Source organism: Herbidospora solisilvae, from assembly GCF_009901565.1.
GTDB classification, from domain to species: Bacteria; Actinomycetota; Actinomycetes; order Streptosporangiales; family Streptosporangiaceae; genus Herbidospora; species Herbidospora solisilvae.
Map to the genome: position 1 here is coordinate 507,420 of NZ_WXEW01000004.1, position 12,983 is coordinate 520,402.

A 12,983-nucleotide genomic window follows, 5' to 3' on the forward strand; every position below is an offset into this window, starting at 1 on the left:
CCGCCACGATACCGAACCAAGTTCTAGAGGCCGTACTCCTTCACGATGTGCTCGTGGCGCTCGGCCTCGACGCCGACCTCGCGGGCCAGGTCGAGCCAGGCCAGCGGGTGGACCCACGTCTCGGTCACGTCGTCGAGCACGGCGTCGAGCTCGGTCGGGCTGGCGTCGGGCGGGATCGCGATCCAGCCGAACACGCCCGGGAGCTGCTCGCCGGTGCCGGGGTGGGTGACCGTGTAGTTCTTGTCGGAGTAGACCCACATCGGCCAGCCGCGCTCGGCCATCAGCTCGTCGAACTCCGACCACTCCTCGTCGGTCGGGGCGGCGCCGTCGAAGAACCAGCTCGTGTAGCCGCCCGGACGGAGCATCGTGACCCCGGCGAACGGGATGACGAAGTTCTCCTTCTCCTCGTCGGACTCGGGCACCGGCTCCAGCGGGCGCGGGTCGATGACCACGACGTCGCCGGCGTTGTATTCCATGCCGCGCGGCTGCGGGATGGCGAGCCGGGCGGTGGCGGGGCCGGTGCGGACCGCGAGGACCTCGCGCTGGCTGCCGTCGGGCGCGGGGAGGATGGCGCGGATGAGGTGCCACTCCTCCTCGATCGGGCCCTCGGGCGACTGGATCGGCATGCCGAGCCGGGCCGCGCCCTTGCGGACGGTCACCCAGTCTTCGGCGGCGGTCGCCAGCACGATCACGCGCCAGATGTCCTCTTCCTCGCCCTCGACGTCGCCGTCGATGATCGGGCGGAGGATCTCGGCGGCGCGCACGTTGTCGCCGAGCTGCTGCACGGCGCCCGACCACAGGCGCAGCGACTCGAGGCCCGCGCCGCCCTTGGCGGCCTTCTCGGCCTCGTCGGCGGTCTCCTCCCAGCGCTCGCGCGCCCGGTGGAGGCGGGCCAGGGCCAGGTGGGAGGCGGGCGCCTTGAGGCGGGCCGCGAGGTCGTGGACACGTTCGTCCTGCCCCGCCTCGATGAGGAGGCCGGTCAGGTAGGCGATGTCTTCGGGGTCGGCCTGCGCCGGGTCGCCCTGGACGGCGGCCATCTGCCAGTAGACGTCGGCGCCGGTGGGCGCGTAGCCCAGGAAGCCGAGGGTGGTGGTGTGGCGGCGGGTCGCCTCGAGGTCTTTGCCCGACAGGGGCCACAACCAGCCGACCCAGCGCTCGGGGTCGGCGGTGCGGCCGTCGGCGGCGTCGAAGTAGGCGACCAGCTCGTCCTCGGGGCCGGGCGGGGGCAGCTCGACGGCGGCGTCGCACTCGGCGCGCAGCGCGGCGATCCGCTCGGCGACGCCCTCGGCCGACTTCAGCTCGCGCGAGGCGGCCTCGGCCAGGTCGGCGAGCAGCCGGGCCTGCCAGACGCCCTGGCGGCGCAGCGCCAGCCGGGCGCCGGTGAAGGCCAGGTCGACGCGGGCGCGCGGGGAGCCCATGGTCTCGAAGTAGCTCATCCACTGCCGGACGATCCGGCCGAGCTGCCAGGAGTTCTGGATGGCGTCCTGCTCCGACAGCCGGTGGACGACCTGCGCCCACTCGACCCAGTCGCGCGGGTGCTCGCCGACGACGTCGAGGTCGGGCAGCGACTCGACGGCGTGCTGGACCTGGCCGAGCTCGACCAGGATGCGGGAGTGCAGGATGCCCTCGCGCCGGGCCTTGGCCACCGGGTCGTCGGGCTTGAAGCCGTTGGCCGCGTGGAGCGCCTCAAGGGCGTCCTGCGCGCGGCCGGCGGCCAGCAGCGCCCGCGCCGACATGGCGGCGAGCTCCCAGGAGGCTTCGCGCCCGGCGCCGCGCAGGCGCTCGACGGCGGCCTCGGCGTAGGCGACGGCCTCGGCGGGCTTGCCGGCGTCGAGCAGGGCCAGCACATATTGGGTGGTGAGCCCGGAGAAGGCCAGCGAGTCGGGCCCCACGGTCTGCAGCGCGCGGCCCAGCGAGCCGAGCCGCTCGTCGGCGTAGCCGGGCCCGTCGGTGTTGGCCTGGGCGATCGCCAGCACCTCGACGGCCCCGGGGGCCGCCGGGCAGTCGGCGACGTCACCGCGGGCGGCGAAGCTGACGAGCTCACGCGCGTCGTCGATGGCCACGGAGCCGTTCGCGCGGTCGCCGACGCGACCGATCAGGTGCCAGTAACGGGCGAACAGTTCGAGCCAGGGCTGCTCCATGCCCTCGGCCTGCTGCGCGATCGCCGGGGCCACGACGTCGAGCTGGCCGTAGCGGCCTTCGAGGGCCTGCGCGGGAACGTCGCCCAGCGCCATCGCCAGCCCGACATTTCCCGCCTCGTGCAGTTGCCGCTGGGTGCCGCCGACCCACGACCAGATGTCCACGTCCATGGGCAGCCAGTCTGCCAGGTCAGCAGGGCTGCCCCAAACGTCCGCACGGCTCTGCGCACTAATTCACGGTGGCCCGTGCCTCGCGCAGCAGTTCGCCCAGCTCGGCCGCCTCACCATCGGTGAGCACGTCGTATGCGGGCGCGACCAGCGCGTCGGTCAGCCGCTCGGCGTGCGCGCGCTTCGCCAGATCCTCCTCCGCGGGTACGGGATAGGGCTCCGGCCACGACAGAAACCTGGCCACCTCGGCAGTGCTCCGGTAGTCGAGCGGCGCGCCGGACTCGTCGCTGCCGACGATCGTGGCCATGAGGAGGTCGAGCCCCGCGGCGGCGACCGCGACGGCGTGCATGCCGCCCCGGTGCTCCCTGGCCACCTGGAGCGCGTGGGCGGCGCGTCCCGGGCCGTCGTCGGGGAGCGGCAGCGCCCGCCAGCCGGCGAACAGCGGCGCGGCCGCCGGGGAGGCCGCCACGGTGGCCTTGGTGAGCAGGTCGGCGAGCCGCCCGGCGCCGTCGAAGGCGAGGTTGCGGCGGCCCCAGTCGGCGCACGCGCCGGCGAACAGGACGGCGGCCTTCTCGGCTGGCAGCGACCGGCCGCCCTCCCACATGGCGCGCACGAAGCCGGGCTCGAAGAACGGCGCGGCGGCCAGCACCACATCGGGGTGGACCTCACCCAGGACGCCGCAGCGACCCCGGAAGTACATCTCCCACCGGCCGAGCCCGTGCTCGTCGCAGAGGGCCTTGACCTCGCGGGAGATCATGAACCGGCCCCCGAGCGCGCCGATCGCCTTCTTGTACATGTCCGCCTCCTGGGTCTACACAGCGCACCCAGCATGGAAGACAGAACAATATTCGGCAACCCGGTCAGCCGTGGTAGTCGCCCTCGGCCACCAGTTCGGCCGGCCCGGCCAGGTAGCTGGTCTCCCCGTCGAGGGTGATGGTGAGGGTGCCGCCGAGCACGCGTACGGACCAGACCCCCTCGTCCTCACCCGCCGCGTGGGCCGCGGCCACCGCCGTGGCCACCGCGCCGGTGCCGCAGGAGCGGGTCTCGCCGGAGCCGCGCTCGTAGACGCGCATCGAGACCGAGTGGTCGCCGATCGGGTTGATCAGCTCGATGTTGACACCGTCGGGGAAGGCGTTGCGGTCGAAAGACGGCTGGGCCGACAGGTCGAGCTCGGTGACCGGGTCGGTGATCACGCAGGCCAGGTGGGGGTTGCCCACGTTGATCCGCAGGCCCCGGTATTCGCGCCCGTTCAGGACCGTCCGGCTCTCGCCCGAGACGACCGGCCGGCCCATGTCGACCCGCACGTCGCCGGACGCGCCGAGCCGCACTCTCCGGACCCCGGCGCGGGTCGCCACGCCGAACTCGCCCGGCTCAGCCAGACCGGCGTCGACCAGGTAGCGCGCGAACACCCGCACGCCGTTGCCGCACATCTCGGCCAGGCTGCCGTCGGCGTTGCGGTAATCCATGAACCACTCGGCCTCGGGTGCCTGGGACTCCACCTCGGGGACCAGCTTGGCCGGGACCACGTGGAGGACGCCGTCGCCGCCGATTCCGGCCCGGCGGTCGCAGATCCGCGCCACGAGCGACGCGGGGAGGTCGAGACGCCCCTCGGGGTCGGGAAGCAGGACGAAGTCGTTCTCGGTCCCATGACCCTTCACGAAGCGCATGAGACAACCTTAATCGCTTGAGCAGGCAGGTCCGGGGCGTCGTAGGGCAACCAGACCACCCGGGGATCGCGGCGGAACCACGACTCCTGGCGGCGCGCGAAGCGCCTGGTGGCCCGGACCGTCTCCTCGACGGCCTGTTCCTCGGTCCACTCGCCGTCGAGGTATTTGATCACCTGGGCGTATCCGAGCGCCCGCGAGGCGGTCGGGCCCATGCCGGCCTCGTGCAGTTTCCGCGTCTCTTCCACGAAACCGGCCGCCCACATGCGGTGAACCCGGAGCTCGATGCGCTCGTCGAGCACCGGCCGGGGGATGTTCAGCCCGATCTGCACCGATCGGTAGACCGACTCGTAGGACGGCATGGTGGCCGAGAACGGCCGTCCGGACAGCTCGATGACCTCCAGGGCGCGCACCACCCGCCGCCCGTTGCTGGGCAGGATCGCGGCGGCGGCCACCGGGTCTTCGGCCTGGAGGCGGGCGTAGAGGGGCGCGACCCCCTTCTCGGCCAGTTCGGCTTCGAGCCTGGCCCGGATCACGCTGTCGGTGCCGGGGAACTCCAGGTCGTCGAGGATCGCCCGGACGTACAGGCCCGAGCCTCCGACGATCACCGGGGTGACGCCCCGGGCCAGCAGCCCGTCGATCAGGGGACGGGCGAGCCGCTGGTATTCGGCCACGCTCGCCGTCTGGCCGACGTCCCAGACGTCGAACAAATGGTGGGTGACACCTTTTCGTTCGGGGATGGTCAACTTGGCCGTGCCGATGTCCATTCCTCGGTAAAGCTGCATGGAGTCGGCGTTCACCGCCTCGCCCCGGAGACGGATCGCCAATTCCACGGCTAGATCGGACTTTCCGGCCGCCGTGGGCCCCACGACGGCGATGACTGGTAGCTGCCCCACGCCATCCAGTGTCCCAAGCCCCCGGGTAAGAATGAGACGAGTGGCGCCCGTCAGCGTCACGATCGGGGGATACGACATGTCCATGTACGACAAGGCCAAGGACAAGCTCGGCGAACACTCCGACAAGGTGGAGGACGCCGCCAAGAAGGGCGTGGACAAGGCCTCCGAGGCCGCCCGCCACAAGACCGGCGGCCGCCACGACGACAAGATCGACAAGGTCGCCGACAAGGCCAAGGACGCGGCCGACAAGATCGACGGCAAGCAGTAGGGGGAACTCCGATGTCGTTCTTCGACAAGGTCAGGGACATGTTCGGCGGACACCACACGCAGTCCGCCCCGACGACTCCTCGACCCCAGCGCATGCCCGGAACCGAGCAGGACGGCCTCCGTGACAAGGTGGAGGATTCCGTGAAGAGCGGCATCGACTCCGCCGCGCGGAAGGCCGACGAGATGACCAAGGGCAAGTACCGCGACCAGATCAACCGCACGGCCGGCTCCGCCAGGAACGCCGCCGACAAGATCGACGGCAAGCAGGACTAGGCTCCTCCGCCCCGCCCGCCTCTCGTGTCCGCGAGGGCGGGCGCGCGGCTGATCAGAAGAGGGTCGGCGGCAGATGGCCCTCCATGGTCAGCAGCCGGCGCTTCGACTCGACGCCCGCCCCGCCGGAGAACCCGCCCAGCCCGTCGCCCGCCACGACCCGGTGGCACGGCACGATGATCGGGATCGGGTTGCTCCCCATGATCGACCCGATGGCCCGCGCCGGGATGCCCGTCTCGCGGGCCAGATCGCCATAGGTCACCGCCCGCCCGTAGGGCACGCTCTCGAACAGCAGGCCCAGCACCCGGCGCTGCGTCGTGGACATCAGCCGCCAGTCGACCGGCACGGTGAACCGCGTCAGCTCGCCGGCGAAGTAGGCCGTGAGCTGACGGCCGACCTCGCCGGTCTCGGGTTCGCCCGGGTCGTCGGGGAACGGGCTCATCCGCTCGCGGACGCGGTCACGGAACTCCGGACCGTCGTCGAACGAGGTCGCCACCACCCCCACGGGGGTGACGGCCGCCACGACGAGCCCGACGTCGGTCGGCACCGACACGAATTGCAGCCCCATTCACCCGACCCTAGCCCCCGTCGCCGACCGGACCGGACCTCCTACCATGAGGCGATGTCCAACCGTGAGCTGATCGTCCTCGGCACGTCGAGTGCCGTGCCGACGCGGTCGCGCAACCACAACGGCTACTTCCTCCGCTGGGACGACCAGGGTTTCCTCTTCGACCCGGGCGAGGGCACCCAGCGGCAGATGCGGCTGGCCGGGGTCAGCGCCCACGACGTCACGACGATCTGCGTCACCCATTTCCACGGCGACCACTGCCTGGGCCTGCCCGGCGTGATCCAGCGCATCGCGCGCGACGGGGTGCCCCACGAGGTGCGGGCGGTCTATCCGGCGAGCGGCGAGGCCTACTGGCGGCGGCTGCGCCACGCCACCGCCTTCGCCGACACCTCAATGATCATGCCCTGCCCGGTCGAGGGCGAGGTCGTCGCCCTGCCGTCTAGCAGCCTCACGCTGACCGCGCGGCCGCTGTCGCACCCGGTCGACGCCTACGGCTACCGCCTCGACGAGCCGTCGGGCCGCCGCATGATCCCCGCCGAGCTCGCCCGCCACGGCATCGGCGGCGCCCGGGTGGGCGAGCTCCAGCGGGAGGGCCGCCTGGGCGAGGTCACCCTGGAGCAGGTCAGCGAACCCCGCCCGGGGCAGAGCATGGCCTTCGTGATGGACACCCGGCTGTGCGACAACGTGCACGCCCTGGCCGAGGGCGTCGACCTGCTGGTCATCGAGTCGACGTTCCTGACGCCCGAATCGGCCCTGGCCCACGACTACGGGCATCTCACCGCCGCCCAGGCCGGGCAGGTCGCCGCCGACGCGGGCGTACGGAAGCTGGTGCTGACCCACTTCTCCGAGCGCTACGGCCACGACGACGAGCGCCGCTTCGCCGACGAGGCCGCGAAGGCCTATTCGGGCGACATCGTGGTGGCCCGCGACCTCATGCGCGTGCCAGTGCCCAGACGCGGCGGTCGGGGCTAGTGTGCCGCGTCTGAAGTTCGTCCGCTAAGTCTAGAACGGTGTTGTATGGCGCGGACGAGACGGCCCGAGCGGGATGCCACCGAGGTCGCTACCCGTCTGGGCGATGCCGATGATCGGCCGGCCGGCCGGGAGTTCCGTCGGAGTCAGCCCTGAGTTGAGAAAGCGTTCGAGATACAGCGCGTCATCTCCGGATAGCCCGTGTTGTCGCACCAGCCTGGTTGCGCAGGTCGCTCGTGGCGCGCTCCGTCGACGGCCTCAGCCGCTCCTCACCGAGGCAGGCCCGTCTGATCCTGCCGGGTATTCGCCAATCGGCACCAGGTCCCTGGACCAAGCCGACATGACCGGTGCGATGACCCGCCAGGCCTCTTCGGCCTCGTCGCCGCGGATGGACAGGGCGGCGTTGCCGTGCAGTACGTCCAGCAGCAGCCGGCCATAGGCGGGCAACTCGGGGGGCGCCGGCTGCGCGGCGAGAGTGAGCGGGGCGAGGCTACGGGTGCCGGCGCCGATGCCGGTCAGCGCCAGGGTCATGCTCTCCGGCTCCAGCCCGAACCGCAGCACGTTGGGCGCGGCTTCCTCTTCGAAGCCGAAGGGCAGGTGCGGTACGGGCCGGAAGCGTACTGCGACCTCTTTGCGGTCATGGCCGAGCGCCTTGCCGGTGCGGAGCCGGAAGGTCGTCCCGGACCAGCGCCAGCTGTCGAGTTCCAGCTCCACCTCGGCGAAGGTCTCGGTACGGCGCTTCGGGTCCACGCCGTCCTCCTCGGCGTAGGCGGGAACGTCACGATCTCCGATGCGGCCGGCCAGATATCGGGCACGGCGGGTGCGGCGTACGACGTCGTCGTCCGTCATAAGGCGTATCGAGCGCAGCACGTCGATCTTCCGGTCGCGCAGGTCACGCTCACCGAGGCTGAACGGCGGCTCCATGGCAACGAGGCACAACACCTGGAGCAGGTGGTTCTGCACCATGTCCTTGAGGGCCCCGGCGCCGTCGTAGTAGCCCGCCCGGCCCTCCAGGGCGAGGGTCTCGTTCCAGACAATCTCCACCTTGGCGATGTGCGCGCTGTTCCAGATGGGCTCTAGGACGCGGTTGGCCAACCGGCTGCCGAGGACGTTCTGGACGGTCGTCATGGCCAGGAAGTGGTCGACGCGGAACACCCCCTGCTCGGGCACGACCTCCGTCAACAGCCGGTTCAGCTCCACCGCGCTGTCGAAGTCTTCGCCGAACGGCTTCTCCAGCGCTATCCGGCTGCCCGGCGGCAGGTTCGCGGCGCTCAGGGCGGTGACCGTGCCGGGGAAGATCGCCGGTGGGAGGGAGAGGTAGACGGCGACCGGTCCGTCACCGGCGACGATCGCGGCGAGGCCGGCGGGGTCGGTGGCGTCCACCCGCCGATACCGGGCGCAGTCGGCGATCGCCTTCCTGACCTCGCCGGGCTCCGCCCGGGCGTGCCGGTCGAGCTGGGCGGACGCCCAGCGGCGGAACTCCTCGACGGTCCAGTCCTGCTGGTCGGCACACGTCAGCTCGAACCGGTCGTCGAGGTGTCCGGCCGCGCGTAGGGCGGCCAGGGCCGGCAGCAGGTAGCGGGCGTTGAGATCGCCGGTGGCGCCGAGGATGAGCAGCCGGTTGATCATGCCGTGTCTCCTGTTTCCGCTCGCGCCAGGTTGACGCCGCTGGCGATGATCCCGATGTGGCTGAACGCCTGCGGAAAGTTGCCCATGAATGCTCCCGTGGACGGGTCGATCTGCTCGGGCATCAGCCCGACCGGGCTGGCGCGGGCGCACAGCGACTCATACAGATTCCCGGCCCGCTCTCGATGGCCCTGCAGGATCAGGTTGTCGACCAGCCAGAAGCTGCACAGCAGGAAGGCGCCCTCGTCGCCGGGCAGGCCGTCGGGGGATTGTTCGTGCAGGTACCGGTAGAGCAGGCCGTCACCGGCCGACAGGCGTTCGGCGATGGCCGCGGTGGTGGCGGCCATGCGTGGATGGCCGGCGGGTACGACCTTGCGCAGCGGCAGCGCGAGCAGGCTGGCGTCCAGACCGCCGCCGCCGTCCAGGTGCTCGCTCAGGCACTGCGCCCGCTCGTCCCAGGACTGCTCCAAGATGAGCCGGCGCAGCTTGTCGGCGGTGGCCCGCCAGGTGGCGATCGGCCCGGACATGCCGAGCCGCTCGCCGATGGCCGCGGCCCGGTCCAGGGCCACCTGGCACATCCCGGCCGAGTAGGTGAAGACCCGGCCTTCGCTGCGTACCTCCCAGATGCCCTGATCCGGCTGCCGCCAGGTGCGCGCGGCGGCATCGGCCAGTTCCGCCAGACCGGACCACAGCGCCGGCTGGAGTTCGCGGCCGGGGAGCAGCCACTGGTCGGCGCAGTCCAGCACCTCGCCGTAGACGTCGTGCTGGCGCTGGTCGGCCGCGTCGTTGCCCCACCGCACCGGCGCCGAGCGCCGGTAGCCCTCCAGGTCCCCGTCATGAATCTCCTGGGGTACGGGGTCGCCGTCGAGGGTGTACATGATGCGCGGATGGCGGCTCTGCTCGAAGGCGTCCAGGACCCAGCCGAGGAAGGCGTCGGCCTCCTCCTCGAAGCCGACCCGGCGCAACGCGAACACGGCGTATGCGGCGTCGCGGATCCAGGTGTAGCGGTAGTCCCAGTTGCGCACCCCGCCGATCGGCGCGGGCAGGGAGGAGGTGGGCGCCGCGACCAGTGAGCCGTTGCCCCAGTCGTCGCACAGCTTCAGCGTGATCACCGAGCGCCGGACCAGCGCTTCCTGCGGGCCGCGGTAGCTGCACCTGCGCATCCAGCGCTGCCAGGCCTCGGTGGTCTGTCGCAGCATCGCCTCGGGATCGAACCGATGATGGCGGTGGATGCGGCCCCAGGACAGCACCAGATCGAGACGGTCGCCCTCCTGAAGGTCGTGCACGGTGTGCAGGCCGGTCAGCGGGCGGCTGGAGCGCAGATGCAGCCGCAGGTCGGGCCTCCGTGAGACGCGCACCTCCAGCCCGCTGTAAAGGGCCCGCGCCTGCCCGCCGCCGCGCGGCTCCAGCTCCGCCCGCAGGCGCACGGTTCCGGCCCGCACGACCGCGGATCGGACCAGCTCGCCCCGGCCGCCGCCCGCATCGTCGCTGAGGTCGGCGCCGGCCCGCAGAGCCAGCGCGTCGGTGATCCGGACCAGGCCGGTCGGGCCGCGGAGCTCGGTCACCAGCACCGCGGTGTCCGGCTCGTAGAACTGCCGGGCCTCGCGCAGGTCGTCCACAGTGAGCGTGAAGTGGCCGCCGCGCTCATGATCCAGTAGTCCGCACAGCAGGGGCTCGCTGTTGAAGCGAGGCAGGCACAGCCATGGGATCGAACCGTCCACGCCGACGAGCGCCGCCGTCGTGCCGTCGCCGATGAGGCCCAGGTCCTCCAGCGGCAGGTAGCCCTCCCGCCGGCGCACCGGGCGGAAGGGCGGATCGAGATCGAGCATGCCTGGCCTTCTCCTCCGTGCTGACGCGCGCCGGGGCAGGTGGCGCTCCTGGCGGGCGGACGTCGCCGTTGTCCGTCACTGGACGATGATCCGCTTCCGTCACGAGAAGGTGATCAGCACCTTCACCATGTCCTCGAGTTTCTTGTCCGAGACCTCGAAAGCGCGCTCCATCTCGTCGAAGCGAAACGTGTGGGTGGTCATGTGCGTGGGATCGAGCCGCTTGCTCTCCAGGACGCGAAGCAGCCGCTCCATGCGCAGCCGGCCGCCCGGGCAGAGGCCGGTCGTGATTGTCTTGTCGGCCATCCCGACGCCCCACTCGATGCGGGGGATGCGCACGAACTCGCCTTCTCCGTAGTAGCCGGTGTTGGACACCGTCCCACCCGGTTTGGTGATCTTGATGGCGGTCTGGAAGGTGACGTCCGCGCCGAGGGCTTCGATGGCGGTGTCGACGCCCTGCCCCTGAGTCAGGTCGAGGACGCGCTCGACGACGTCCTCGCTGGTGAAGTCCACGATTTCGTCGGCGCCGTAGCCGCGGGCCAGCTTTTGCCGGCTGGGCAGCGATTCGACCCCGACGACCAGGCCGGCGCCGCGCAGCTTGGCGCCCGCGGTGGCCATCAGGCCCACCGGGCCCTGGGCGAGCACGGCGACCGTCCCGCCGATGGGGATGTTGCCGTTCTCCGCGCCCATGAACCCGGTCGAGAGCATGTCGGCGCAGTAGACCGCCATCTCGTCGGGGACGCCGTCGGGGATCTTCGCCAGGTTGGCGTCGGCCTCATTAACGTGGAAGTACTCGGCGAATACCCCGTCCTTGGAATTGGCGAACTTGAACCCCCCGAGCGGCCCGCCGGACTGCGACGGATGACCGTTCTGGGAGGCGAGATCGCCCCAGTCGGGAGTGATGGCGCCGACCAGCACCCGGTCGCCTGGCCGGAAGGACTTCACCTCGTCGCCCACCTCGTGCACCACGCCGACGCCCTCGTGGCCGAGCGTCAGGTTCTCTCGCGGCCCGATGCCGCCGTTGACGGTGTGGGAGTCCGACGTGCAGATCAGGGCGGTGGTCGTCCGTACGACGGCGTCGAGCGGGCCCGGTCGCGGAACAGGCTTTTCCATGAAACCGACGTGTCCGATCTCCTTCATCACGAAGGTTTTCATGGTGCCCCCAGTCATTCTTGGATCGCTTTCCGATGCGCCGCCGGCGCTGCTAAGGGGCCGCAGAGTCGGCGCGTATGGCGCGTCGGCTCGGTGACGAAGGCGGCGCACCACCCCCGATTCGGCGCCGCCCCTGAGGTGCCTACCCGCGCGGTCTCATCGCTTAACGTCGTGATGGTGAAGGCCGGAGGGCGAAGGCGGGCCTCGACGACGGGTGCCGGGTTCGGGGCCTTCGTCGCCAGGAACGCTCCAGGGCCGGCCGATGCCGCGGTACCCCTCCACCGGGAATCTTGAACGCCGGTGTCGCTTGGCAGTGGGTCAGCTGGGACCGGCGGTGGGGGTGGATGACCCGGCTCCGCGTGACAGCGGCAGGACCGGGATGCGCAAGGTGATCGTGCCGGTGGACAAGCGGAAGCTGACGTCGATCGGAGTGGCGCCGAGCGGGCGGTGGATGTCGAGGAGTTCCAGGTGCGGACGGTTCTGTCCTTCTTGCAGAGAAAGTGTGGCACGGGCGGGGATCGTCACGTTGACGGCCTGTCGGGGAGCACCCGGGCTCGCGCGGTAGACGACGCGTTCGGCGTGCACGGTGCTGACGCCGTCGAGTTTCTGGGGTGTGTCGCTGTTGTTGACCAGGGTCAGGTAGAGGCCCAGGTCGTCACCGGCTTTCTGCTCGCTCATGGGTGGGGCCAGGATGTGGACGTGCACCAGTCGCATCGGGCCGACCTGCCCGTCGACCAGGCCCTCCCGTCCGTGGGTGGCTTGGGGGAGAGACGGCTGGCGCCGACCGGGGTTGCAGGCCGGGAGCAGCGGCAGCAGACAGGCCGCCATCAGGAAGGCGAGCGTTGCTCGCCACGTCCTGACCGGCATGTCCGTGGATGATGTCCTCATATCGTTGCTTTCCCTGTGATGCGCGGCTGTTCTGGTCAGCTCGTTCACCGCGCAGGACCAACCGTGAGCTGCGAAGACCGGGTTCAGTGGGTCGCACCCGGGGCCGCTGTCGCGAACGCCGCCTGCAGAGAGTCGACCGCAGGCACGATGTACCCACATCCAGGGTGGCTATCTCACTACGCCGCCTCGCGGCACATCAGCCACCGAATGCACAGGATGACGTCGGGAGGTGCTGGGCGCACCGCCCGGTACGCCCCGCCATGTGCCCGCGGCCGCCAGATCAGCTGACCGCGTGCCCGGTGTCGTCCCGCCTCATGGCTGCTCCTCTGATCGAAGAGTGCCGCGAACGCGCGCCGCGCCAGCCCGCCCCGGTGCGGAATCGCCACAGGATCCCGTTGAACTGATCACCCACCCGCCCGGGTAGCGGCCCGGTGGCCGCCACCGGCAGAAACGGCTCGATCAACGCCCACGCGGCATCGTCACGTCAAAACGCGCCACATCCGGGTTCCATCAGCCACGGCCAGCCCACCACCGGCTCACACCAAGATCCG

At 71.0% G+C, this 12,983-nt stretch carries 12 protein-coding genes and 1 pseudogene; 3 read left to right on the forward strand and 10 right to left on the reverse strand.

What is annotated here, in order from left to right; translation table 11 throughout:
• Nucleotides 1-23: 23 nt before the first annotated feature.
• From GT755_RS15735 to miaA, 4 genes are all read right to left on the reverse strand, one after another.
• Nucleotides 24-2,309, reverse strand: coding sequence for a tetratricopeptide repeat protein (locus GT755_RS15735; RefSeq protein WP_161480440.1), 2,286 nt, complete (start codon nucleotides 2,307-2,309; stop codon nucleotides 24-26).
• Nucleotides 2,310-2,367: 58 nt separating this feature from the next.
• Nucleotides 2,368-3,102 carry an SCO6745 family protein gene (locus tag GT755_RS15740; RefSeq protein ID WP_161480441.1) on the reverse strand — a complete coding sequence of 245 codons (735 nt, stop codon included), beginning with the start codon at nucleotides 3,100-3,102 and terminating at the stop codon, nucleotides 2,368-2,370.
• Nucleotides 3,103-3,166: 64 nt separating this feature from the next.
• Nucleotides 3,167-3,973 (reverse strand): diaminopimelate epimerase, encoded by an 807-nt coding sequence (gene dapF / locus GT755_RS15745; protein WP_161480442.1) that lies wholly within the window; start codon nucleotides 3,971-3,973, stop codon nucleotides 3,167-3,169.
• Nucleotides 3,961-4,866 (reverse strand): tRNA (adenosine(37)-N6)-dimethylallyltransferase MiaA, encoded by a 906-nt coding sequence (gene miaA / locus GT755_RS15750; RefSeq protein ID WP_328794355.1) that lies wholly within the window; start codon nucleotides 4,864-4,866, stop codon nucleotides 3,961-3,963. Before miaA ends, dapF begins: the two co-directional genes overlap by 13 nt.
• A gap of 40 nt (nucleotides 4,867-4,906) precedes the next feature.
• Here miaA and GT755_RS15755 point away from each other — a divergent pair, with 40 nt between their 5' ends.
• On the forward strand, nucleotides 4,907-5,134 hold the full coding sequence (locus GT755_RS15755; RefSeq protein ID WP_285578899.1) for an antitoxin: 228 nt from the start codon (nucleotides 4,907-4,909) through the stop codon (nucleotides 5,132-5,134).
• Nucleotides 5,135-5,145: 11 nt separating this feature from the next.
• On the forward strand, nucleotides 5,146-5,406 hold the full coding sequence (locus GT755_RS15760) for an antitoxin (protein ID WP_161480445.1): 261 nt from the start codon (nucleotides 5,146-5,148) through the stop codon (nucleotides 5,404-5,406).
• Between the two features lie 52 nt (nucleotides 5,407-5,458).
• Here the strand turns inward: GT755_RS15760 and GT755_RS15765 are convergent, their stop codons facing one another.
• The gene (locus tag GT755_RS15765) at nucleotides 5,459-5,971 is read right to left on the reverse strand and encodes a methylated-DNA--[protein]-cysteine S-methyltransferase (RefSeq protein ID WP_161480446.1); all 513 of its coding nucleotides are present in this window, start codon (nucleotides 5,969-5,971) and stop codon (nucleotides 5,459-5,461) included.
• A gap of 54 nt (nucleotides 5,972-6,025) precedes the next feature.
• Between GT755_RS15765 and GT755_RS15770 the strand changes: the two genes are divergently transcribed.
• Complete coding sequence (locus tag GT755_RS15770) at nucleotides 6,026-6,943, forward strand: ribonuclease Z (RefSeq protein ID WP_161480447.1); 918 nt, start codon at nucleotides 6,026-6,028, stop codon at nucleotides 6,941-6,943.
• 255 nt (nucleotides 6,944-7,198) lie between these two features.
• Here GT755_RS15770 and GT755_RS15775 read toward each other — a convergent pair whose 3' ends face one another.
• The 5 genes and pseudogenes from GT755_RS15775 to GT755_RS41565 form a co-directional block, all read right to left on the reverse strand.
• Complete coding sequence (locus GT755_RS15775; protein ID WP_161480448.1) at nucleotides 7,199-8,569, reverse strand: glucose-6-phosphate dehydrogenase; 1,371 nt, start codon at nucleotides 8,567-8,569, stop codon at nucleotides 7,199-7,201.
• Nucleotides 8,566-10,395, reverse strand: a complete 1,830-nt coding sequence (locus GT755_RS15780) for a glycoside hydrolase family 15 protein (protein WP_161480449.1) — start codon at nucleotides 10,393-10,395, stop codon at nucleotides 8,566-8,568. Before GT755_RS15780 ends, GT755_RS15775 begins: the two co-directional genes overlap by 4 nt.
• A gap of 99 nt (nucleotides 10,396-10,494) precedes the next feature.
• The gene (locus GT755_RS15785) at nucleotides 10,495-11,547 is read right to left on the reverse strand and encodes an NAD(P)-dependent alcohol dehydrogenase (RefSeq protein ID WP_161480450.1); all 1,053 of its coding nucleotides are present in this window, start codon (nucleotides 11,545-11,547) and stop codon (nucleotides 10,495-10,497) included.
• 315 nt (nucleotides 11,548-11,862) lie between these two features.
• Nucleotides 11,863-12,411, reverse strand: a complete 549-nt coding sequence (locus tag GT755_RS15790) for a copper chaperone PCu(A)C (protein ID WP_161480451.1) — start codon at nucleotides 12,409-12,411, stop codon at nucleotides 11,863-11,865.
• A gap of 301 nt (nucleotides 12,412-12,712) precedes the next feature.
• A pseudogene (locus GT755_RS41565) lies at nucleotides 12,713-12,898 on the reverse strand (hypothetical protein); the annotation flags it as partial.
• Between the last annotated feature and the right edge of the window lie 85 nt (nucleotides 12,899-12,983).